The following is a 21,869-nucleotide window of genomic DNA, read 5'->3' as shown; positions in this document are numbered from 1 at the left end:
TCCCGGGCGTCACGCGGTGAAGAATTTAAAGTTATGATCCATAAAAATTTATTGAGAGGGCTGCTATGCATCTCCCTGGTGTGCCACCTCCGGGCTGCAGGGGATCAACCACCGAACGTCGTAATCATATATGGCGATGACGTAGGATTGGGTGATGTCGGAGTCTATGGATCAAAAATGATTCCGACGCCGAATATCGACCGACTCGCAGCGGAGGGACTTGTGTTCACCGATGGACATTGCGCCGCGGCCACTTGTACTCCCTCACGCTATTCACTCCTTACCGGTATCCATGGATTCCGTAATGGTATCAGCGTCCTGCCACCAGATGCTCCGCTGAGTATTTCTACTAATATCCTCACTCTCCCAAAACTTTTCAAAAAAGCAGGATACGCGACAGGGGTGATCGGGAAGTGGCATCTCGGAATCGGTGCGGAAGGGGAGCCGACCGACTGGAATGGAGAAGTAAAGCCCGGGCCTCTGGAGCTGGGTTTTGATACTTCCTTCCTCCTGCCTTCGACAAACGACCGAGTTCCCTGCGTGTATTTGGACGGGCACCACGTGGTAAACCTCGATCCGGCGGATCCGCTTTATGTTGGTACATCCCGCAAGGCCGTGAACCGGAAAGGCAGTACGCAATATCCCGATGCAAGGGCGAATCCGGAGGCAATGACCTATTACAAAAGCACGCACGGCCACAATAACAGCGTCATCAACGGCATCGGACGTATCGGCTACATGTCCGGCGGTAAGTCAGCACTGTGGAATGACGAAACGATGGCCGACGAATTTGTGGGACAGGCTAAAAAGTATATCAGTGACCATAAGGAACAGCCGTTTTTCCTCTATTTTGCTTCGCAGGACATTCACGTGCCGCGCGCGCCGCATCCCCGTTTCCAAGGAAAAACGGAACTCGGCTACCGTGGGGATGCGATGGTGCAGTTTGATTGGACCACCGGGGAAATCATGCGGGCTCTGGAGGAGAACGGGCTGACAGAAAACACTATCGTGATCTTCTCCAGCGACAATGGACCGGTTTACGATGATGGCTACGCGGATGGCACTAGAGTCAAGAGGTCCGGGGAAGAAGTGGACCGCGGACACGACGGTTCAGGCGTTTATCGTGGCGGAAAATATCAGATCTATGAAGGAGGGACACGGGTTCCATTGATTGTCCGCTGGCCTTCGGAAATCAAGCCGGGCACCTCCGCGGCTCTGGTGAACCAGATCGATTTCATTGCCTCGTTCGCAAATTTCCTAGGGGTAAAGCTGGCAGCGGACGAAGCTGCTGATAGCCGTGATGCATGGGATGCATTTATTGGAAATGACCCGGTCGGGCAGGAATATATGATCGAGGAAGCAAAGGGCCTGGCCCTGCGTCATGGTGATTGGAAATTCATCGAGGAAGCCAAATCGAATTGGGCAAAGGGTTCGATTACGAAAAAAGCACTCTACGATCTGAAGTCAGATCCCGGCGAAGCTACAAATATCATTGAAGAGTTTCCTGAGAGGGCGGCTGCAATGGAGCGACAACTGGAGACGATGAAACAGGCAAAGGGAATCAGGGAGTTGTGAAAGAAGAAGTGGGGAATATGACTATCTATTTAGTTGGGATTCCCCCCGTGATTCCATGCACGCAGGTATTCACGGATGATTTCTGAAACCCGCGAAGCAAAAATCACCTGGCGAGAATAGATCAAAACGAAAACCCAAAACCCAATAATGAAAAAGCCCCTAATTACCTTGTTGCTCTTCACGTTCTGCACCCTGTGCCGGGCGGAAGTGGTGGAAGCCGATTTCTATCTATCCCCGGAAGGCTCCGACAAGTGGTCGGGAACCTTGTCCGCGCCCAACGATGAAAAAAGCGACGGGCCCTTCCGAAGTCTGGAGCGAGCTCGCGATGCCGTGCGCGAACTCAAGCAAGGGAAGTCCGAAGATATCGTGGTGCTCGTCCGTGGCGGAACCTATTCGCTGGCTGAGACCGTTGTGTTCGGCTTGGAGGATTCGGGAGTTGGAGAATCGACGATCACCTATGCCGCCTATCCTGGTGAGGTTCCCGTATTTAGCTCGGGTAAGGAGATTACCGATTGGAAAAAGGTAACAGGTAGTCTTCCGGGGCTGCCAGCCGCAGCTCAGGGCAAGATCTGGGAGGCGAATGTTTCCCACAAATTTCTTACCCTCTACAATGCGGAGGGGATGTTACCGCGTGCGAGATCCGAGCGTTTTGTTCCGCTGAAAGGAAGCAGTAGCACGATGGTTCGTTTTCCAGAGGGGAAATTGAAGAATTGGCCGAATCTGGAGGATGTGGAAATTCTGGTGCGGCCGACCCGTGCCTGGATGATGAATGTGCTGCCATTGGCCTCCGTGGATGTGAAGGCCGGAGAGGCGCGGACAGCGATCACCGCGACGTATGGGATGAACAAGTATGGCTGCTGGGTGGAGAATGTGCTGGATGAACTCGACGAGGAGGGGGAGTGGGTGCTCGATTCCAAAAAGGGTAAGGTCTACCTCTGGCCACGCGGAAAATCACCCGTTATGGCGCCGCAATTGATCGAGTATATCCGGGTGGAGGGTGACATTGATTTGGAAGGGCCCAAGGACGTGCCAGTTCGTAATCTCTCCTTCAAGGGACTGACCTTCAAACATGGTGAACGCTACACGCTGACCAAAGACGATGCGGGCCTGCAGCATGATTGGGACATGTTCGATAAAGGCAACGCACTCGTCCGATTCCGCGGTGCGGAGAACTGTGTGATCGAGGACTGCCATTTTCTTCACAGTGGCAGCGGCGCGATCCGCGTGGATCTGCATGGCATCGGCAACAGGATTTCCGGCAACCACATTGAATACCTCGGCGGCGGTGGGATTCTGCTCTGCGGCTACGGACCCGGCACCAAGGACGTGAACAAGAAGAACGTCGTTTCCAACAATGACATTCATCATGTCGGTGAGATCTATTGGCATTCGCCCGGGATCTATGTCTGCCAGAGCGGGGAAAACCGGGTGGCGAACAATCTCATCCATCATACCAACTACACCGGCTTGGTTGTCTCAGGATTTGTGACCCGGTTTTTTAAAAAGCAGGACAAGCGTGAATCGTCCCGCACGATTCGCTGGCATGAAATTGGCAAGGCACCCGGCAATCCCGAGCTGGAGGATGTTCTTCCGTATCTTCACACCCGGGACAATGTGATCGAGCTGAACGAGATTCACCATGCGATGCAAATTCTCGGCGACGGAAACGGGATTTATGTCCGTGGTTGCGGTCCGGGAAATATCGTCCAAAACAACTATGTCCATCATCTGATCGCGGACACCAATGCGCAGGGCGCGATCCGGACAGACGGTGGCCAGATGGACACGCTGATCACGGGGAACCTGATCTACAAATGCAGATCGCAGGGAATGACTTTGAAGCTCAACAACCGTTTTGAGAACAACATCGTCGCGGATGTGATCGCTCCCCGGGGGACCTATTTTAAAATCGTGGAGGGCCCAATGGATGGAGCAGCGAACCAGCGGAATATCTACTATTCGACAGGGGCGGAATGTCACTTCATCTCCGAGCCAGGTGCAGGTAAGGGGAAAGTTGGCGAGGACAGTCGAGGCCGCGTTCCGGCGCGTATGAAGGACATCGAGTCCGACCATAACATTTATTTCAGCAAGGCGGATTCCAGCCGCGGTGAAGCTACCTTGAAGAAGCTTCAGGCCGATGGTGTGGATGCCAACAGTCTCGCGGTCGACCCGATGTTCGTGGATCCGGAGAACGGTGATTTTCGTTTCAAGCCGGGGTCACCGGCACTCAAGCTCGGGATCACTCCGCTGGATCTTTCCAAGGTCGGTCTGCTGCCCAAAGAGAAAGAATAAACGATTCCTATTTCAAATATTCTGACCCCAAAAAACTCCATGAAACCCACCCGATACTCCTTCCTGCCGCTGATGGCTTGCCTGCTTTTGGCAAAGCCCTGCATTTCCTCCGCCGAGTCCGAACCTGATCGGCTGGAATGGTTCCGCGATGCGAAATTCGGCATGTTCATTCATTTCGGTGCCTCGGAGCGCGGTAGGGAAAAGATCGGAGATCTGACGCCGGCAGAACGCTTCGAGGCATCGGTTCACGACTTCAATCCCGTGGACTTCGATGCGGATGAATGGCTACGGGTCGCCAAGGACGGTGGGGCGAAATACATCGTTTTCACGGCTAAACACCACGATGGATTCTGCAAATGGGATTCAGCACTCACCGAGTGGGATGTGATGGATCAGACAGAATTCAAACGTGATATCGTCGGCGAATTGGCAGAGGCCTGCGAGAAAACCGATGTCCGGCTCGGGCTCTATTATTCGATCGGCGATTGGTATCATCCGGAGTTCGATCCCTATTTCAGCAATCGAAACGGGTTTCACTACAGGCCGAACCCGGATGCGGAGATCACGGAATACATGAAGTTCATGTATGCACAGATCGAGGAGCTCTGTGTGAAATACCAGCCAAGTCTATTTTGGTTCGATGGTTCGAGTGGGTTCCGCCCGCCGGAAAGGAAACGGCTGTTGGGGCAGCAGGACCTAGTGAATCTTTTACATTCCCACGGAGCCATCAGCAACAGTCGCTTGGGTGACGATGATTCACTGCGCTATGTCGATTACCTGAGCATGGGCGACAACCAGGTTCCTCCGGGTAACATCGGGCTGCCTTTTGAGACGGCGGGAACCATGAACGAGTCCTGGCACTACAGTGAGGGCGACGATCATTACCAATCCGTCGGCAAGCTTTTGGAACGTCTGGTGATGGTCGTGGGGAGGGGCGGAAATTACCTGCTCAATGTGGGACCAAATGCGAAGGGTGTCATCCCTGAACCGGCCGTGGAACGGCTCGAAGCGATGGGCGATTGGCTGGAAACGCATGGCGAAGCGATCTACGGGACGGAGGCCGGACCTCATCCACACGGTATGAACTGGGGGACCATTACCCAGCGCCGGGTAGGCAAAAATAGTCGCCTGTATATGAACGTCGTGGATTGGCCGGAAGGAGGGAAATTCGAGTTCTATGGGTTGGATAACAAGATTCTGGACGCATCCCTGTTGGACGGAGGGCAAACATTGGATCACACATCGGAATTCGATGCTGCAGCGGGTGTGAATCGTCTCACGATCCAAGTGCCTGAGACTGCGCCAAATGAGCATGTTTCAGTGATTGCGCTTACTGTGGAAGGCACTGCTTCGATGGAGCAGGCACGGATGCAGCAGAGCGATGGTTCCATCGTATTGGATGCCTACACAGCCACGATGCACGATTCGGAATTCGTAGCGGATAAGCCGCGTCGAGCAGTGGATTTCAAAATGTTCACCGTGCCTTTGCGTGGGGAAGGCATCATGCCGGGGCGGATGTTGAGCGTGGATCACTTCGGTGAAGAAGGGCAGGCTTTGAGTTGGGATTTCCGCGTATTGGAGCCTGGCGATTATGAACTTTCTGTCGTCACGATCGGAGAGGGTCACAAGGACGGCCGGGTCCGGGCGCGGGTATCGGGTCAGGAGGTCGAGAACGCACTTCTGGGAGGTGAGGAGAAGAGAAGCATCGAACTACCCCCACATCTGAAGGAAACCTTTTCGGTTCTGGGAACGGTGAAAATTTCCAATCCCGGGATGCAGACATTGACCATGGAGGTGGCCGCTGAGTTTCCCGGATTCGCACCGCGTATTCGTGGCGTGCGTTTAACTCCACTTGCTGAATAATTTTAAAGAAAACCTGAAATGAAAACCAAACATAGAGATAGGAATTTACGGTTCGTGGCGATCTTCGCGACGCTCCTAATGGGCGTTGCGACGAGCGGGCATTCCCAGGAAATCGCCCCGAGAGAGGAAATGCCGAGTGAGGTAGTCAGCTATAAGCTGCGCCCGGATGAAGTAACTGCCATCATCGCTTCGAACGGTTCGCTTTCTGGCAATGCGGAACATCATTCACGCAGTGCCAATGTGGTGCACGGATTTGAGTCGCCGGAGGATACGGTGACGTGGACGGTGATCGCTCCCGAGGATGGGGAATACGAGGTGAGTGTGCTTTTCAGCAAAAGGGAAAGCGCACAGTTGGAGGTTCGTTGTGGTGATACTGTGTTGACCGCTCCATCCATAGTCAGGACGTGGGAGAACCGCCCCTATTTCTGGCGTCAGGAACTACCCGGGAGTCTTTCTTTGAAAAAAGGCGAAAATGAGATCGTCTTCAGCATTCCGGATGCGGAGCCGGTAAACCCCGGGAAGGCCGGGCAATCTCCCCGTTTCGGGCAGGGTGTGACGGAAGAGTTCCATCTTTTTTCGATCGAATTGGCTACCGCAGGAGTGCGTCAGGCTCAGTTGGAACGTGCCAGGGAGATTCGGGGGGATGCTTCCTGGATGGTGGAAGGGAAATACGGAATTTTCGTCCATTGGTCGGCGCTTAGCCGAGGTTTCACCGGGGATGAACCGCGGGCTGATTGGTTTCAAAAATCCGTGGAAATTTTCGATGTGAATGTTTTCGCGGATGCGATCGAGCGCACTGGCGCGAAGTGGATCACCTTTACCGCCACCCATCAGGGCTTCTATTGGCCGGGACCGAATGCGGCATTGGACAAGATCGCTCCGGGCAGGACCGCTGAGCGTGATCTTCTGGGTGAAATCATCGACGAACTGGATAAACGGGGTATCAGCACTTTGTTTTACCTGCACACGGGCTACAATGGGTATGATCCCAAAGTGTGGCGTGAGGCAGTGGGCGCAAACGACGCGGATACCAAACGCTACAGCGAAAATATCGAGGCCATTCTGCACGAGTGCAGTCTACGGTATGGTGAGAAACTGAAAGGTTTCGGCTACATTGATGGAGCGCTGGCCTGGGATTATCCGCTCAACCCATCCTGGGAAGGCTGGGCGCGCGCGATCAAGGCGGGAAATCCCGATGCTGTTGTCGGTTACAGCTCCAATCGCGGGCCGACGGTGAGTCCATTTACGGAATTGGCGGTGACAGATAGTGCCAGTGAATTAGGCATCCCTGACCCGGAACTCATTGGGCCCGGGCGCCAGTTCGGTGAGGTCACCTCTGCGTGGTGGTGCCTCATGGACAAGAATGGCTGGTATCCGAACAAACCGCTGAACGGGGATGTCAGTGATGGTCCTTCGCACTCCACCGAGGAGTATGTGGCGTTTTTCAAGAAAATGGCTGCTGCCGAGATTCCGGTGACGATGAACCTGATCATGACCGCCGATGTGACCGATGAGCATCCCATCTTCGATCCCGAATGTATGGCCGTGATGGAGGAGGTCCGGAAAGCGATTCGCGGGAAATGACCCTGGGCCGGGCCATGACTAGAAAGATCTACGATAATCGAAGTAGAATCACCTCGATTATCGGGGTCTGAAATGTCTTCCAATAGGTTTACGGAGAGATTCAGATGCATTCCATAAGGTTCGCTTACTGGTCGATTGGCCAGTAGCTTCGCTAAGGGAGAAATCGCTTTCATTGACTGGAATTTGCTCGAAAGACTCAGCCCCCTGAAATGGCCTTTTCCCTCCGATCGTTGCGATGCATTCGGAAAAGCTGGACCGTGGATGCTGTGGCTTCTAGCCCTATTAGAATCATGCCCTTTTCCAATACCGCACGCCTGTTGTTTACCGCTGTCCGGTGCGTGGGCATAATTAGCTGTTTTCTAGCCATGGGAGCCTCTCTGGTTCGTGCTGAGAACCTGTCCGGAGTTCCGGATTATTCAGATCAATTATATCCTGATGCGATCGAAAAAAAGGCTACGAAGACTTCGATTTTCGGCACCGGCGCGCGCATGAAGCAGCTGCGTGAGTTGCTGAAAGAGGAAAATCGGCAACTCGAAGCGCTGACGCCTCTTAGGCCGGCGAAGCAGTTGGATTCCTTCGGATATCACAGCGACTATGTTCCGATCGTGGAGGGTATTCCGGAACAGGCCCTGTGGAAAATGAACATAGACGCGGGAATGCCTAACAGAAGGATACTCGGAGTGGTATTGATACCCACCATCGACGAGCGATCCTCGGTGCTGCGGGGTTATGCATTTCCCAAACGCTTCCGCATAAGTTCGATCAATAGCAGCGGGAAAGTCGTTGAGGTTCATGCGGACTGGACGACCCGGGATTTCCCCGATCCGGGGATGCGGCCGGTGATTTTCCGGTTCCCTTCCGAGTATGCGGCCGATCCTGAAACGATATCACGGAAGGGGCTACGGCTGGAGGTCTTCGGAGGGGAGGAAGAGAACGGGTTGGAATATTTCTCTCTCGCTAGGATCCATTTGATCCGGACGGACGAAATCCACTGGCCAAGAAAGGTCAAGGTTTCCTCCAGTTTCGAATCGGCTCCGTATTGGGGCGTCGACTATTTATCCTCTTCCCGCCATACGCTTGGAATGCCGCTTTCCGCAAGAAACGGAAATGACGGGAATCTGGTAATGGAACTCCCGACCTCGCATTTGAAGCAATCGATGGTAATCCGGGTGGAGTTGGAAGATGATGGAAATCTGGGATGGCTGAACCTCTTTCCAGGGAATAGTCCGGATGGGATCGACGTCCCCGGTTACGGATTTCCTAAATCGATAGTCATTTCCCGTTTGGTAAAGCGGAAGGACAAAGACTCATACCGGCGGTTCTCAATGGAGGGGCTATCGATTCCCCAGCATCCCGGGAACAATATGATCAGGCTCACCGATCTGGGGAGGGGAGTTTCCGCACTCGAGATTTCGTGCAATGACTTTCCTGTATATCAGGGTAAGCCGATGTTCTCGCTCGGAGAGGTGGAGATCCTCTCGAAAGGTAAAAATATTTCGAGACACGGTGCCGTCAGCCTTCATCATGTGGACCTAGAGTCGATTCCCGAGCTGGATAGGATCGTAGATGGCCGCGTGGACGGGCGGGATATTCTATCGATGACAGATTGGATTGATCAGCTGGCAGCAGCCAAGCCGCATGAGAACCGTGTGGCTGAGATTGAGGCCGAGCTTCGGGTGCTGAGCGAGCGATGGCAGCGTATCCGTTTTTTCTCGATCGTGTCTCTGACCGGCCTGGTCGTGGCAGGCATCATGACCCTGATGGTTCTGATGTTACGCGGACGTAAGAAAGCGGAAATGCGGCTGAGGAAACAGATCAATTCCGATCTGCACGATGAGGTGGGAAGCAACCTGGGCAGTATCTCGCTGATGGCCGGGCAGTTGGAGGAAATGGCTGGTGATGACAGGATGAGGGACGGCCTTTCTGATCTTTCCTTAATGGCACGTGAAGCGTGTGCCTCACTTCGGGAAGTTGTCTGGGTCGTAAATCAACGGACCATCCTTCTGCCGCTCTTATTACAAAGGCTGGGTGAACGCGCCGAGCGGGTCTTGAACAGTGCTGATTTAGTCGTGGAAATTCCGGATGAGTGCCCGAAGCAGGTGGTCTCTTTAACGTTCAAGCGGCATTTGGTCATGTTTTTCAAGGAGGCGGTGCACAATTGTGCGCGTCATGCTGGTGCTGATGTTGTAAAAATAAAGGTATCGGTGGTGGATGAGAGGCTGCGTATCCTGGTTCAGGATAACGGGGCAGGATTTGATATTTCAAAGCCTTCGTTGGGTTGGGGACTGGAAAGCATGAAGCAACGCGCGAAGGAAATGAATGGCGGGATGGAGATAATTTCCCGCCCGGACTGTGGCACTACGATCGTGCTGGATGTCCCGCTTCGCGCGCTTTCGCGGGAACCCAACAAAGCTTATAAAACATCAAACTAGCTCTATGATACCGATGAATATATGGATTGTGGAGGACGATGCCGGTTTCCGCCGCACCCTTCAATCCCTGCTCAATGCTGAAGAGCATATCACCTGCAATCGTGTTTTTCCGTCGTGTCTAGATATGTTCGAGGCGATAGAGATCGAGCCGAATCCGGATTTGATTCTCATGGATTTGGGGCTGCCGGGAATGGACGGTGTGGAGGGGATCCGGAAACTATCGAAGATATCACCTGAAATTTCCGTGATGGTGATCACAGTGTTTCACGAAAAGAAGAAGGTGCTGGATGCACTTGATGCTGGTGCCGCGGGATATCTTTTAAAGACTGCCTCCGGCCCTGAAATCATCAAGGGTTTGGAGCAGGTGTTTCTGGGGGCTGCAGCGCTGAGTCCGGCAGTGGCAAGAATCGTTCTGGATGTGATGCGTAAGCCTGCTGGGGGAGAGTCGTTTGACTTGTCCGACCGTGAGGTTGAGGTGTTGGAGCTATTGTCCACTGGGATATCAATTAAGGAGATCGCGGCAAGTTTGGGAGTCAGCAGGCGGACAGCTGCCTTCCATCTCGAGAACATCTATCGGAAGCTGGAAGTTCAGTCCCAATCAGGAGCTGTGGCAAAGGCGTTGCGGTCCGGTATAATTTGAATCGCCGCCGTGTCGGGTCTCTATATTTCCGTGCAGTGCGACCCTGTTCTGTGGACTATGCAAAACTGGACATTTGGCCAGTAGCTTCATCTTCGGACATTGGGCAACTTCCTTTCTGATCAGTGAATTCCAAAAGAGCGATTCGCTCCAACAGTCTTCTCTAAACAGAAAAAGATGAAAAAAATACCCCACTCCCTCCTCGCTGTATCCCTAGCTCTCATCCCGGTGGCCGATGCCGCAGTCACAATCTCAACCGTTGGTAGCGGAAGCGGCTATAGCGCCACTGGTGCTGAAGTCACAGGATATTACACCACAAGCGTTGCCAAAACTTTCGATGAAATCAGTGACAATAAATATGGTACCGACGGCTATTACATTTTTGGCGGTACTAACGCGAATAATGGCGCTGAATACAATACGGCAGGTGCCTTTGTATCATCAACGCCGTCGTTCGTTAGTGCATTTTCCGCGGATGAAGCAGTGACCCTCACCCGTCGCAATGCAAGTCAGGCAAGTATCGATGATCCGACCGCGGCCATCAATGGGGATAACTTCGGTAATTCGGGGTATTTGATGAATAATGCAACCGCAGGCACTACAGGGCAGCCGATGATGTCTTTCTCAGTCAGTACACTAGTTACCACTTATTTCCGCTTGGGAATTATTGCCGGAAGTGAAGAAGCTACTGATGGAAGATACGACCCTACGGCATTGGCTTTATTCTTCGATGATAACGATGCTCTTACGACGGATCCTTCCGCTTCGTTCACAGCGTTGCCTGTAGTTGGCGCAGGTGATGCCGGCATTGTCTTCTTCGATATAATCCTCGATGCGGGCACCACTGGAACATTTTCGATTACAGCTGACGAGAGGTCGAATAATCCTACCATCAACGGGATCACCTTCGATCTGATTCCTGAACCCTCCTCTTCCATGATGCTGCTTGGCGGCGCAGGTCTATTGGTTCTCCGCCGTAGAAGAGTTTAGTAATTGCTAGCGTCCATAAAGCTGTCGAGGTGCTCACTAACACTTCGGCAGTTTTTCTGGTATATACCAGTTGATATAAAATAACCAAATATCGGGTTTTACGGGTTGTTGGGTCGCAATCTCATTCCGGCGGGCTGCATTCCGCCCCCACGACAATTCCATTCCTTAAGTCCAGCTATCGCTTACAATTTTACCCCATGAATTTATTCCATCTAGTCATCGGAGCTACTGCAGTGCTAGTGGGACCACTCTGCGCGCAGGTCCCATCGAAGCAGAAGCTTGGCGATTATCGAGCTGAGCTTCTTGCTGAATCTGCCTCGGAATTTGTGGGGGATGCGGAGGCGCCGAAGTCATCTGACACCCTATGGTATCGCCAACCGGCCAGCGACTGGAACGAAGCGCTGCCATTTGGGAACGGTCGCCTTGGGGGGATGGTGTATGGAGGAGTCAATCGGGAGTGGATCCAGCTTAATGAGGATTCTCTCTGGTCCGGGGCCAGCATGGATTTCTACAAACCCAATGGGCCGGCTCTCATCAAGGAGGCGCGCGAACTGATGTTTACCGGTAAATACGGAGCCGCTGAAAAGTTGATAAAGGGTAAGTTTCTGGCTCCTCGCTTTCCTTCAGGTACGCATACCTATCAAATGCTGGGAGATCTGGAGCTGAGTTTTCCTGCTGCCGATATGGTGAAAAATTATCGCCGGGATCTTGATCTGGATCGTGCCGTGGCAAGCGTTCGTTATGAAGTGGATGGTGTTCGATATTTGCGGGAGGTTTTCTCAAGTCCGGTGGATCAAGCAATCGTTGTCCGAATCATTGCCGATAAACCTGGAAAAGTGAGTTTTGACGCAGCTTTGAAGAGGCAGTTTCATTCTTCTCTGGAGTCTACTGGTCGTGATGGCCTGATGCTTTCCGGACAGGCTAAAAGCATTAATACAAAGAAACGTGACACAGCTGGATTCCCCTCGGGTTCGGAGGGCGTTCGCTACGCCGCCCATTTGAAGGTGATCCCTACCGGTGGGACCGTTGAGATGAATGATGGGGTTGTGCGTGTGGAAGGTGCCGATTCCGCTCTAATTTTCATCACAGCAGCCACCGATTTTCGAGGTGATGATCCAGTGAATCTAAGCCGCGATCAACTGGGCAAGGCCGTGAACAAAACCTTTCGAGAACTGCTTGGCGATCACTTGAAAGAGCACAGGAGGCTTTACAGACGTGTTGATCTGGATCTAGGCGGAGATGAGGCGGCAGAACGCCCGACTGATATCCGCCTCGCTGAGGTGCAAAACGGCGCCTCGGACCCACAGCTCATTTCGCTGTATTTTCATTACGGCCGATATCTGCTGATCTCCAGTTCCCGGCCCGGAAGCACTGCTGCTAATTTGCAGGGCTTGTGGGCGGAGGGGTATATGCCGCCATGGAATGCGGATTACCACATCAACATTAATATCCAGATGAACTACTGGTTGGCCCAATCCACCAACCTCTCCGAATGCCACGAACCGTTCTTTGATTTCATTGAATCACTCGTTCCAACGGGTCGTAAGACGGCTCGGACGATGTTTGACTGCAGTGGTTTTGTAGCAGGTCATACCTCCGATATCTGGGGGAATACCTGGCTTTTCGGGAATCCGCGCTTTGGCATGTGGGTGACCGGACCGGCCTGGTGCATCCGTCAATTCTGGGAAAACTGGCTTTATACCGGCGATAGAGAGTTTCTAGAGCAGCGCGCCTATCCAATCATGAAGGAGGCTTCGGAGTTCTTTGTGGATTTTCTGGTTGAGGATCCCGCTACGGGCAAGCTCGTGTCCGGGCCGACAACATCTCCTGAAAATAACATCAAGGCTCCCGATGGCAGTAGTGGATCCCTCTCGATGGGACCGGCAATGGACCAGCAAATTATTTATGAACTATTTACCCACTGCATCCTGACATCGGAAATACTAAACAAGGATGAGGCATTCAGAGAGAAATTGAAGACTCTGCGGAGCAAACTGGCAGACCCTGTAAAAATCGGTCCGGATGGTCGCGTATTGGAATGGGCGGAAGGTCTTGAAGAAGCCTCAAAGGGTCATCGTCATATTTCGCATCTCTACGCGCTTCATCCCTCATGGCAGATTTCCCCGGGCACTACCCCCGAGTGGGCGGCTGCCGCGCGGAAAACCATTGATCACCGCTTGGCCAATGGTGGGGGACACACCGGATGGAGTCGGGCATGGATCATTAATTTCTACGCACGCCTGCTGGATGGAGATAAATGTTTAGAGAACATTGAAGCGCTTCTGGCGAAATCCACGTTCTCCAACCTCCTGGATACCCACCCGCCGTTCCAGATCGATGGAAACTTCGGAGCTACTGCCGGGATTGCCGAGATGCTTCTGCAATCCCATGAGGAGGCAAACTCAGGTAAACCGGTGATTGTGCTTTTGCCGGCATTGCCGGAAAAATGGCCTGAGGGGTCGGTGAAGGGATTGGTGGCCCGTGGAGGCTTCGAGGTCGATATGAGTTGGAAAAACGGGAAGATCATCAAGGCGGAATTGCGATCAAAGCGTGGCAGTTCCTGTGTGGTTCGGTATGGTGACAAAAGCATCGATCTGAAAACCACAGCGGATGAAGTTCATGATCTTTCTAAACTTTACCAGGAGATTTGAAATCCAGGAGAGAAGTGAAATGTAACGATGAACCGATTCTCCATATTTTACTCCCATTGATGAAAATCCCTTTCCTTATATTCTCAATCCTGATCCCCGCCGCTTTCCCCACCTCGGCGGATGGCAAACAAATTGTGCTCGAGACCGGGCAGCTACGGGTGGAATTCGAGATATCCGATGAGAAGACTCTGTCGCTCAAGGAAATGGGGATGAAGGACGGCTCGTGGGTCTCACCTCTGGGTGGAGAATTATTTCCAACAGAGCCGCATCGCGATGGCAATGGTCCCCGTTACCAAGGGCCAATCGAGTGGCGACTTCCGAACGGCGATCGTGCGGCGGAGTTGCTCTACGAATCGCATGAAATCCAGGAGGAAAGCCCGGCTGTGCGGCATCTTGTGGTTCAGTTGCGTGAGCGTGTTTATCCTCTGGAGGTCGAGCTTCATCTGCGTGCCTATAAGGATGTGGATGTATTCGAACAATGGCTGGTGGTGAAAAATGGGCTCAGTGAAGCGATTTATGTGCCCCGGCTTGATTCCATGTATTTCCAAGCAGAGGCCGAGAGATCAATTTTTCTGGAATGGTATGAGAGCGATCAGAAAAACACGGCTGGCTATCCAGTTCGTGAAAAGCTGGGTATGGGAATGAGACGGTTGGAGAGCCGTGATGGGAACCGTCATAAACATGGTCCGATACCCGCCTTCGTTTTGGGCTTTGGTGACCAGCCCGGAGAGAGTGAGGGTGGTTGTATGATTGCAGCGCTCGATTGGATGGGGAGCAGTCGATTTAGCTTTGAAACCAATTCCGAGCAGATTTTGGAAACAAGTGTGGGAGTGAACCAACCGGGACAGCCCTTGGTCGAGTCCGGCGGTCAGCTTAGCTCTCCTGTTTGCGTATTTACGCTAAGCGGGAAGGGGAAAGGCCCGGCCAGCCGCGGGCTGCACGATTGGGCGCGTGAGCATTTTCTCAAAAACGGAAAGCGTATCCGACTGGTGGATAATAATTCATGGGAGGGCTGCAGAATGAAAGTCTCCGAAGATGCCATCCTGAAAATGATGGAGGATAGTGCCGGACTTGGAATCGAACTTTATGTGTTGGATGACGGATGGTTTGGAAACGGGAAAGAAGCGCGCGTAAATGCTCGTGCAGGATTGGGCGATTGGCAGTTCAACACCAAACGTTTTCCCGATGAACTGGATGCCATCATGAAGAGGGCTGCTGAGCTGGATATTGAATTCGGGATCTGGTTCGAACCGGAGATGATCAATGAGAAGAGCAAGTTGTTCGCCGAGCATCCGGAATGGGTGATGCGTTATCCGGATCGTCCACTGGCGGAGCAGCGGGATCAAATGGTTCTGGATGTTGCGAATCCTGCGGTTCAGGAGTTTATGTTTGAATCGGTGGACCGGGTTCTGACGAAGTATCCGGGAATCCGGTTTGTGAAATGGGACGCGAATTCCAACATCAATAATGTGTATTCACCCTACCTTGGGAAGGAACGCCAAGGCGATCTACTGAACGCCTACATGGGTGGTTATCTCAACGTGATGCGCGAGCTGACCGAGCGGCATCCGGATGTGGATTTCCAAGCCTGTGCCGCAGGCGGGGGGCGTGCCGATCTAGGGGCGATGCGCTACAGCCACACCTTCTGGCCGAGCGATGATACGGACCCGCTTTACCGGCTGGGCGCGCAGTGGAATTTTTCCAATTTTCTTCCGGCAAACACCATCACCGCGCATGTCACGCACAAGGGTGAAGGATATGGAACAAAGTTTCGCTTCGATGTTTCGATGATGTCCCAATTAGGTATGGAGGTGGATACCCGGAAATCAGAACCGGAATATCTGGAGGCATCGGAGGTCGGCATCGCCGCTTACAAAAGGATCAGGAATATCGTGCAACTCGGCGATCAATTCCGCCACGCCCATCCTCATGATTCGGAGACGCCTTCGCTCAACTATGTTTCCAAAGATGAAACGCGGGCTCTGGTCCTGGCCTATCAGACCGGTGAGCTGGAGGAACCACTGGCATTTTCCTCTCCTGTCTCAGGCTTGGATCCCGCGCAGAGCTACCAATTGACCGAGATAAATCTTCCCGAGGCCGATGGTAGCCCGCGTGTGGTGAGCGGAATTGCTTCGACCAAAAGCGGAGCGGAATGGATGGCTGAGGGCATTCCTTTGCGGTTCACGAATCAATTCGATAGCGCCGCTGTGCTGCTGGAGGCGGTAGGGTCCAATCCGGGGGGAAGTAGAAAGCAGTGAGGAGAAATAGTGTATAGACGATGAAACGAACTCAATTTTTCAAACGCGCAGTCTGTGCGATTTCATTGGTCGTATCGGGTGTGTCTATCTCCGATGCCGAGGAAATCCGAGCTGGACGATACCTCTTGCGGTATGATCGGCCGATCGCGGAGAATCTGAAGCGGCTGGATCACTCAATTCCCAGATCGCAGATCAACAATCGCTTCATGAACGAGGCCTTGCCGCTGGGAAACGGCAGATTTGGTGCGATGTTTTCCGGGCATGTCGACGTGGAATATCTGGTGTTCAATGACATCACCCTGTGGATGAACGCCACGCGTGGCGCCGCCCCGCTGGCCCAGTCGGGTTCGCCAGTTGATGGAAAGGATCATCTCGAGAAGGTCCGCGCTGCTCTGCGCGACGGGAATTTCGGAACAGGGAAGGGATCGACCGAATCACTGGGGACAGAATTTCTTGCTTCCAAACTAAATCTTGGAAACTACGCGCCTTTTGCCGACTTGGAGATCAGCACGGGTCACGAATCGAGCGGGGTGGAGAACTACCGGCGCTCCCTGGATCTTTCGACAGGTCTGGCTGAAGTTCGTTACCAAATCGAGGGAGCTACCTACACCCGTGAATATTTTTGCAGTCACCCGCAAGACGTGTTTGCTGCGCGGTTTACCGTTGAAGGCGGGGAGTTGAATCTCGTGTTGCAGGCCCGGACCGGCCATAAGAACAATACAATCGAAGCGAAGGGGCGTGACCTCTATTTGCGCGGAGCCGCGAAAATGACCCGCGACGATATGGAGTTCATGCAGGCTGTGAGGGTGATAGCCGACGGGGCTGAGGTTGAAACCAGGGAAGACGGGACCTTGCACGTATCCGGGGTAAGCGAGGTGATCGTTTTTGTAGCGGGAAATACGGATTTCGAGCCAACTTTTCCATCCTTCAAAGGGCGTGATTTTGAAGGTGATACACTCCGCACTCTGAACGAAGCGGAGAAACTTGGCTACGAGGTGCTGAAGAAAACGCATATCGCCGATGTGCAGGCACTGATGGGCCGTGTGGAATTGGATCTCGGGATCGAGCCGTCGCAAATTCTAACAGATAAGCTCGGGGAAGAGGACGACCAGCGTGAGCTACAACAGCTCTACTTCGACTACGCGCGTTACCTGCAGATCAGTTCTTCCCGGGACGCACCGGTGCCCACGAATTTACAGGGCATTTGGAATACCTTGCAATCGCCTTGGTGGAACAGTGACTATCACAACGATATTAACATCCAGATGAACTACTGGATGGTCGAGACGGCGAATCTGCCGGAGAGTTTCGCGCCCTTTTTCGAATGGACCAAGGTCTTGGCTGAATCCGGCAGGAACTCGGCATGGGGAACCTTCGGTGTGCAAAACGGTTGGTCGGTGGGGCTGAATGGAAACATTTTTGGCTTTGCCGCCCAGAATCCCCACGGTCGTAGGCTTCAGCAGGGCAGCCATTGGTTGGCGCAGCACGTCTTCGAGCACTACGCCTTCAATCAGGACCGGGAGTATTTGGAAGATGCCTATCCGGTTCTCAAGGGAGCTGCCGAATTCTTCCTCGAGCACCTCGCTCCATGGCGGGATGGTTCGCTCGTGGTCTATCCCACTTGGTCGCCGGAGAACTACTTTCAGAAAGACGAGTTCGGGGAGCTAAACAAGCAGTCTTGGGGCGCGAGTTACGATCAACAACTCCTGCTCAATCTCTTCACCGATTGCATCGAAGCGTCACTTGTTTTGGATCGGGATCCCGAGTTTCGCCAGACACTGCGCGAATTTATCCCGAAACTCAGCCCACAGAAAATCAATGGAAAAGGCCACATCCAGGAGTGGCCAGACGACTGGGATGGTTACGAGGTCGAACACCGCCACCTTTCCCACCTGATTGCGCTTCATCCGGGTCGTGATTTCTCACCGCTGACGACACCTGAGCTGGCAGAGGCCTGCGCTACCGAACTCAAGGTTCGGGAAGGCTTCGGTGGTTGGAAGGCTGCTTGGAGGGCCGCTTGCTGGGCGCGCCTACGAAACGGGGATGAGGCGCTGAGATATTATCAGGATCTGCTTACCGGAGAACAGGGCATCCCTAACCTGCTCAACGGCGGGACAACCTTACAGATCGATGCGAACTTCGGCGGTGGTGCGGTTCTCCCTGAATTGTTACTGCAGAGCCACCTCCGAAGCATTGATTCGGATGCTGATCAGATCGAGGATGCTGCCTTCGTGTCCTACAAAGAAGATCCAGAGCATAAGAACCACTTCGTTGGTGTCGTGCCGAAGGACGGTCTGGTGGATGCTCCGTATATCCTCGATCTACTTCCGGCCCTACCTACGACTTGGCCGGAGGGCAGTGTCAAAGGTCTGCGTGCGAGGGGTGGTTTCGATGTGGACATCGAATGGAAAAATGGACGCCTCACCACCGCAATCATCCACGCGACTCGTGACGCCTCCTTCCGGGTCTATGCCCAAAAGGAATTGAGCGATGTTTTATCGCTGAAGAAGGGTGAGTCAAGAAGCTGGCCCGAAGTAAAATAGCCCACACTCAAAGACACCCCAATTTAATAAAAACCTATGAAAATTATGAACTACAAACTGATATCACTGGCCTCGATTATGCCGTGCATTCTGCCCCTGCATGCCGAGGAAACGGTGGACAAATCCAGCTATGCTTACCGTTTCGATGAAAAGCTTAAGCAAACTCCTGACTCAATTGCCCGGAATAAGAAATGGTTCTACGATGCGAAATTTGGAGCCTTCATTCACTTCGGCATCTATTCGGTTCTTGAGGGGGCCTACAAAGGCAAGGCCCAGGGACCGAAATATGCGGAGTGGATCTGGGCTGATGCGAAAATTTCCGCCGATGATTACCGTGAAGTTGCCAGGGGATTCAATCCGCAGGAATTCGATGCGGAAGAATGGGTGAAAATCTTCAAAGACAATGGAATGAAATATGTCGTGATCACTTCCAAGCACCACGACGGTTTCGCGCTGTATGACTCAGCGGTGAGTGATTTTGATATGGTGGATTCCACTCCATTCAAACGTGATATCATCAAGGAGTTGAGCGAAGCATGTCACAAGCATGGCTTGAAATTCGGGGTCTATTACTCGCAGGCGCAGGACTGGGATGAACCTGATGCACCGGTGATGATGAAGCGCCGGACGAATCGCAATGTGATGCATCCGGATCTGGAAAAGGATTTCAAACCGGACTTCGACCGGTATTTGAAAGAGAAGAGCTTACCGCAAATCGAGGAGTTAGTGAAAAATTATGAGATCGATCTAGTCTGGTTTGATACTCCGATCGAGATGACCTACGAGCGTGCAAAACAGTTCACGGACGTGATCCGCAAATATCGTCCTGATTGCGTGATTAACTCCCGCCTGATTCAGCAGGGGAGGAATAAGGTGCTGCAGGAGAATCTGGAACTCTTCGATTACATTTCAGTAGGTGATAAGGAAGTGCCGACAGAACCACTGCCGCTCTACTTCGAGTCCCCGGACAGTGTGAGCACTTCCTATGGCTACAAAACAAAAGGTAACCACCAGTATCATACCGAGGAGGAAATGATTCACCGCCTGGTAAATACGGTCTGCGCAGGTGGAAACTATCTACTGAACAATGGACCAATGGGCAACGGTGAGATCGACCCGGAAGCCGTGCGCCTTTACGGCGTGATCGGCGCCTGGCTCAAGGTCAACGGAGAATCTATCTACAGCACAATCCGCAATCCACTACCTGAAAAGCCCGAGTGGGGAGACTGCTCGGTGAGCAAGGATGGCAAGACACTCTATCTTCACGTTATGGTTTGGCCGGAGTCAGGTGAAATCCAGATCGGGAATTTCTCAGGCAAAGCGACTGAAGCTGTGTTTCTCGCCGACGGTAAAAAAGTAGATTTCAAAGAAGCTGACAACACCCTGAAAATCAAGCTGCCGGCCAAACCACTCGACCCGTATGACACAGTCATTAAATTGACACTACAGGAGGAATTATAAGTTTGGAGTCCAGCTGCGGCACCTTGGGACGTTCCATTGCACTGAAAAGGCTGAACGTTTCTCTGTGCCGCTTCCTTCCGGAACTTCATCTTTACCGCCTAACTAGGCGAAGAAAATTTCCTAGGGTAATTCCTCGGTAAAACAGACACTTTCAATCAACTAAAATGCACAAACTTTTCCGTTCACTGCTGATTTCGAGCGCTTTCGCGTTAGGCTCCACTTCATTTGCCCAAGAGGCAAAGCCCAATATCCTTCTATTCTTCATAGATGATCTGGGCTGGACTGATATCGGGGTAAACGGATCCACTTTCTATGAGACTCCGAATATCGATGCGCTGGCTGCAGGCGGGGTGAACTTCACTCACTCCTACTCAGCCAATCCGGTTTGCTCGCCGACCCGTGCAGCCATGATGACAGGGAAAGCGCCGCAACGCGTGGGCATCACGCAGTGGATCCCATCGGGCAGCAAAATCGGGCTACCTTTGTCTGAGGAGACAATAGGTGAGGCATTTTTGGAAAACGGGTATCGCACCGGATATGTCGGGAAATGGCATCTCGGCAAGCAGGACAACATGCAGCCACAGTATCAGGGGTTCGAATACACCAAAGCTGTGAACCGTGCCGGGCAGCCTGCTTCGTTCTTCTACCCATTCGGCAAAGGTAAGGCCGGATCCAGTGTGCCTGATCTCAAGGACTATAAAAAAGGTGACTACCTGACTGATGCGGTAACTGACAAAGCAATCGAGTTCATTGATCAATCGGACAAAAAGCCGTTTTTCCTATGTCTCGCGCATTATGCCGTTCACACGCCAATTCAGGCCCCGCAGCCGTTGGTCGAGAAATATGAGGCGAAAAAACTGAAACTTCTGGGAAAAGGAAAACCCGGAATGATCGAAGAAAAGTATAACACTCTGTCCAGGGCTGAACAGGGTGACCCTGCTTACGCTGCGATGGTCGAAAATCTCGATACCAATATTGGCCGTGTTCTGGATCACCTGAAGGAAAAGGGGATGCTCGAAAATACCATCGTAGTATTCACATCCGACAACGGCGGCCTAGCTCATCGGAAACGTGAGGGTGGACCCACCAGCAACGCCCCGCTGCGCTCCGGTAAGGCATTTACCTATGAGGGAGGTATCCGCATTCCCACGATTTTCAGTTGGCCGGGCAAGATCGCATCCGCCACAAGCGAAGCGAATATTATCACGATGGATATGTATCCGACGCTGCTAGATCTCGCGGGACTTCCTCTCAAACCGAAACAACATCTCGATGGTCAGTCCCTGAAAGCGATTTTGAACGGAGGAGAAGGGGACGAAAACCGTGTTCTGGCATGGACTTATCCGCACATCCACGGAAACGGGCACCAGCCCTCCGATGCCATCCTCAGCAAGGACTGGAAATTGATTCGCTTCGAGAGTGATGAGCCTTCCGAGCTTTATGATTTATCCAACGATTTGGGCGAGCGATCCAATCTGGCAAAACAGAATCCCGAGAAGGTTCAGGAGTTGGCGAAGCTTCTGGACCAATGGCTGAAAGAAACCAAGTAAGCAACAGTAGCCCTTCTATCCGAAAATTGAATT

The 21,869-nt window shown here is 52.7% G+C and carries 12 protein-coding genes; all 12 read left to right on the top strand.

Going from position 1 to position 21,869, the window contains the following annotated elements; genetic code table 11:
* The first annotated feature begins 33 nt into the window (after window positions 1–33).
* The 12 genes from AAGA79_RS07770 to AAGA79_RS07715 all read left to right on the top strand — a co-directional run bounded on the left by AAGA79_RS07770 (window position 34) and on the right by AAGA79_RS07715 (window position 21,836).
* Complete coding sequence (locus AAGA79_RS07770) at window positions 34–1,575, top strand: sulfatase family protein (RefSeq protein WP_411825225.1); 1,542 nt, start codon at window positions 34–36, stop codon at window positions 1,573–1,575.
* A gap of 147 nt (window positions 1,576–1,722) precedes the next feature.
* On the top strand, window positions 1,723–3,867 hold the full coding sequence (locus AAGA79_RS07765) for a right-handed parallel beta-helix repeat-containing protein (RefSeq protein WP_411825224.1): 2,145 nt from the start codon (window positions 1,723–1,725) through the stop codon (window positions 3,865–3,867).
* A 39-nt stretch (window positions 3,868–3,906) separates the two neighbouring features.
* A complete protein-coding gene (locus AAGA79_RS07760) occupies window positions 3,907–5,730 on the top strand; it encodes an alpha-L-fucosidase (RefSeq protein WP_411825223.1) in 1,824 nt (607 codons plus the stop codon).
* An 18-nt stretch (window positions 5,731–5,748) separates the two neighbouring features.
* Complete coding sequence (locus AAGA79_RS07755; protein WP_411828203.1) at window positions 5,749–7,314, top strand: alpha-L-fucosidase; 1,566 nt, start codon at window positions 5,749–5,751, stop codon at window positions 7,312–7,314.
* 290 nt (window positions 7,315–7,604) lie between these two features.
* Entirely contained in the window at window positions 7,605–9,746 is a 2,142-nt protein-coding gene (locus AAGA79_RS07750) for a sensor histidine kinase (RefSeq protein ID WP_411828202.1), read from the top strand.
* Between the two features lie 13 nt (window positions 9,747–9,759).
* A complete protein-coding gene (locus AAGA79_RS07745) occupies window positions 9,760–10,386 on the top strand; it encodes a response regulator (protein ID WP_411828201.1) in 627 nt (208 codons plus the stop codon).
* Between the two features lie 174 nt (window positions 10,387–10,560).
* On the top strand, window positions 10,561–11,373 hold the full coding sequence (locus tag AAGA79_RS07740) for a PEP-CTERM sorting domain-containing protein (protein ID WP_411828200.1): 813 nt from the start codon (window positions 10,561–10,563) through the stop codon (window positions 11,371–11,373).
* Between the two features lie 197 nt (window positions 11,374–11,570).
* Window positions 11,571–14,024, top strand: a complete 2,454-nt coding sequence (locus AAGA79_RS07735; protein ID WP_411828199.1) for a glycosyl hydrolase family 95 catalytic domain-containing protein — start codon at window positions 11,571–11,573, stop codon at window positions 14,022–14,024.
* A 59-nt stretch (window positions 14,025–14,083) separates the two neighbouring features.
* Complete coding sequence (locus AAGA79_RS07730) at window positions 14,084–16,282, top strand: alpha-galactosidase (RefSeq protein ID WP_411828198.1); 2,199 nt, start codon at window positions 14,084–14,086, stop codon at window positions 16,280–16,282.
* 20 nt (window positions 16,283–16,302) lie between these two features.
* Window positions 16,303–18,825: a glycosyl hydrolase family 95 catalytic domain-containing protein gene (locus tag AAGA79_RS07725; RefSeq protein WP_411828197.1), complete on the top strand. Its 2,523-nt coding sequence runs from the start codon at window positions 16,303–16,305 to the stop codon at window positions 18,823–18,825.
* A gap of 45 nt (window positions 18,826–18,870) precedes the next feature.
* Window positions 18,871–20,286: an alpha-L-fucosidase gene (locus AAGA79_RS07720; RefSeq protein WP_411828196.1), complete on the top strand. Its 1,416-nt coding sequence runs from the start codon at window positions 18,871–18,873 to the stop codon at window positions 20,284–20,286.
* A gap of 164 nt (window positions 20,287–20,450) precedes the next feature.
* A complete protein-coding gene (locus AAGA79_RS07715; RefSeq protein ID WP_411828195.1) occupies window positions 20,451–21,836 on the top strand; it encodes a sulfatase in 1,386 nt (461 codons plus the stop codon).
* The last annotated feature ends 33 nt before the right edge of the window (window positions 21,837–21,869 follow it).

The sequence above is a fragment of the Luteolibacter sp. AS25 genome (genome assembly GCF_046736275.1).
Classification (GTDB): Bacteria; Verrucomicrobiota; Verrucomicrobiia; order Verrucomicrobiales; family Akkermansiaceae; genus Luteolibacter.
The sequence above is the reverse complement of the archived record's forward strand: the minus strand, read 5'-3'. Positions and strand labels throughout refer to the sequence as shown.

Excerpts from the sequence above, each read along its gene's own strand:
- AAGA79_RS07770 (WP_411825225.1), top strand. The coding sequence starts at position 34 with ATGATCCATAAAAATTTATTGAGAGGGCTGCTATGCATCTCCCTGGTG.
- AAGA79_RS07765 (WP_411825224.1), top strand. The coding sequence starts at position 1,723 with ATGAAAAAGCCCCTAATTACCTTGTTGCTCTTCACGTTCTGCACCCTG.
- AAGA79_RS07760 (WP_411825223.1), top strand. The coding sequence starts at position 3,907 with ATGAAACCCACCCGATACTCCTTCCTGCCGCTGATGGCTTGCCTGCTT.
- AAGA79_RS07755 (WP_411828203.1), top strand. The coding sequence starts at position 5,749 with ATGAAAACCAAACATAGAGATAGGAATTTACGGTTCGTGGCGATCTTC.
- AAGA79_RS07750 (WP_411828202.1), top strand. The coding sequence starts at position 7,605 with ATGCCCTTTTCCAATACCGCACGCCTGTTGTTTACCGCTGTCCGGTGC.
- AAGA79_RS07745 (WP_411828201.1), top strand. The coding sequence starts at position 9,760 with ATGAATATATGGATTGTGGAGGACGATGCCGGTTTCCGCCGCACCCTT.
- AAGA79_RS07740 (WP_411828200.1), top strand. The coding sequence starts at position 10,561 with ATGAAAAAAATACCCCACTCCCTCCTCGCTGTATCCCTAGCTCTCATC.
- AAGA79_RS07735 (WP_411828199.1), top strand. The coding sequence starts at position 11,571 with ATGAATTTATTCCATCTAGTCATCGGAGCTACTGCAGTGCTAGTGGGA.
- AAGA79_RS07730 (WP_411828198.1), top strand. The coding sequence starts at position 14,084 with ATGAAAATCCCTTTCCTTATATTCTCAATCCTGATCCCCGCCGCTTTC.
- AAGA79_RS07725 (WP_411828197.1), top strand. The coding sequence starts at position 16,303 with ATGAAACGAACTCAATTTTTCAAACGCGCAGTCTGTGCGATTTCATTG.
- AAGA79_RS07720 (WP_411828196.1), top strand. The coding sequence starts at position 18,871 with ATGAACTACAAACTGATATCACTGGCCTCGATTATGCCGTGCATTCTG.
- AAGA79_RS07715 (WP_411828195.1), top strand. The coding sequence starts at position 20,451 with ATGCACAAACTTTTCCGTTCACTGCTGATTTCGAGCGCTTTCGCGTTA.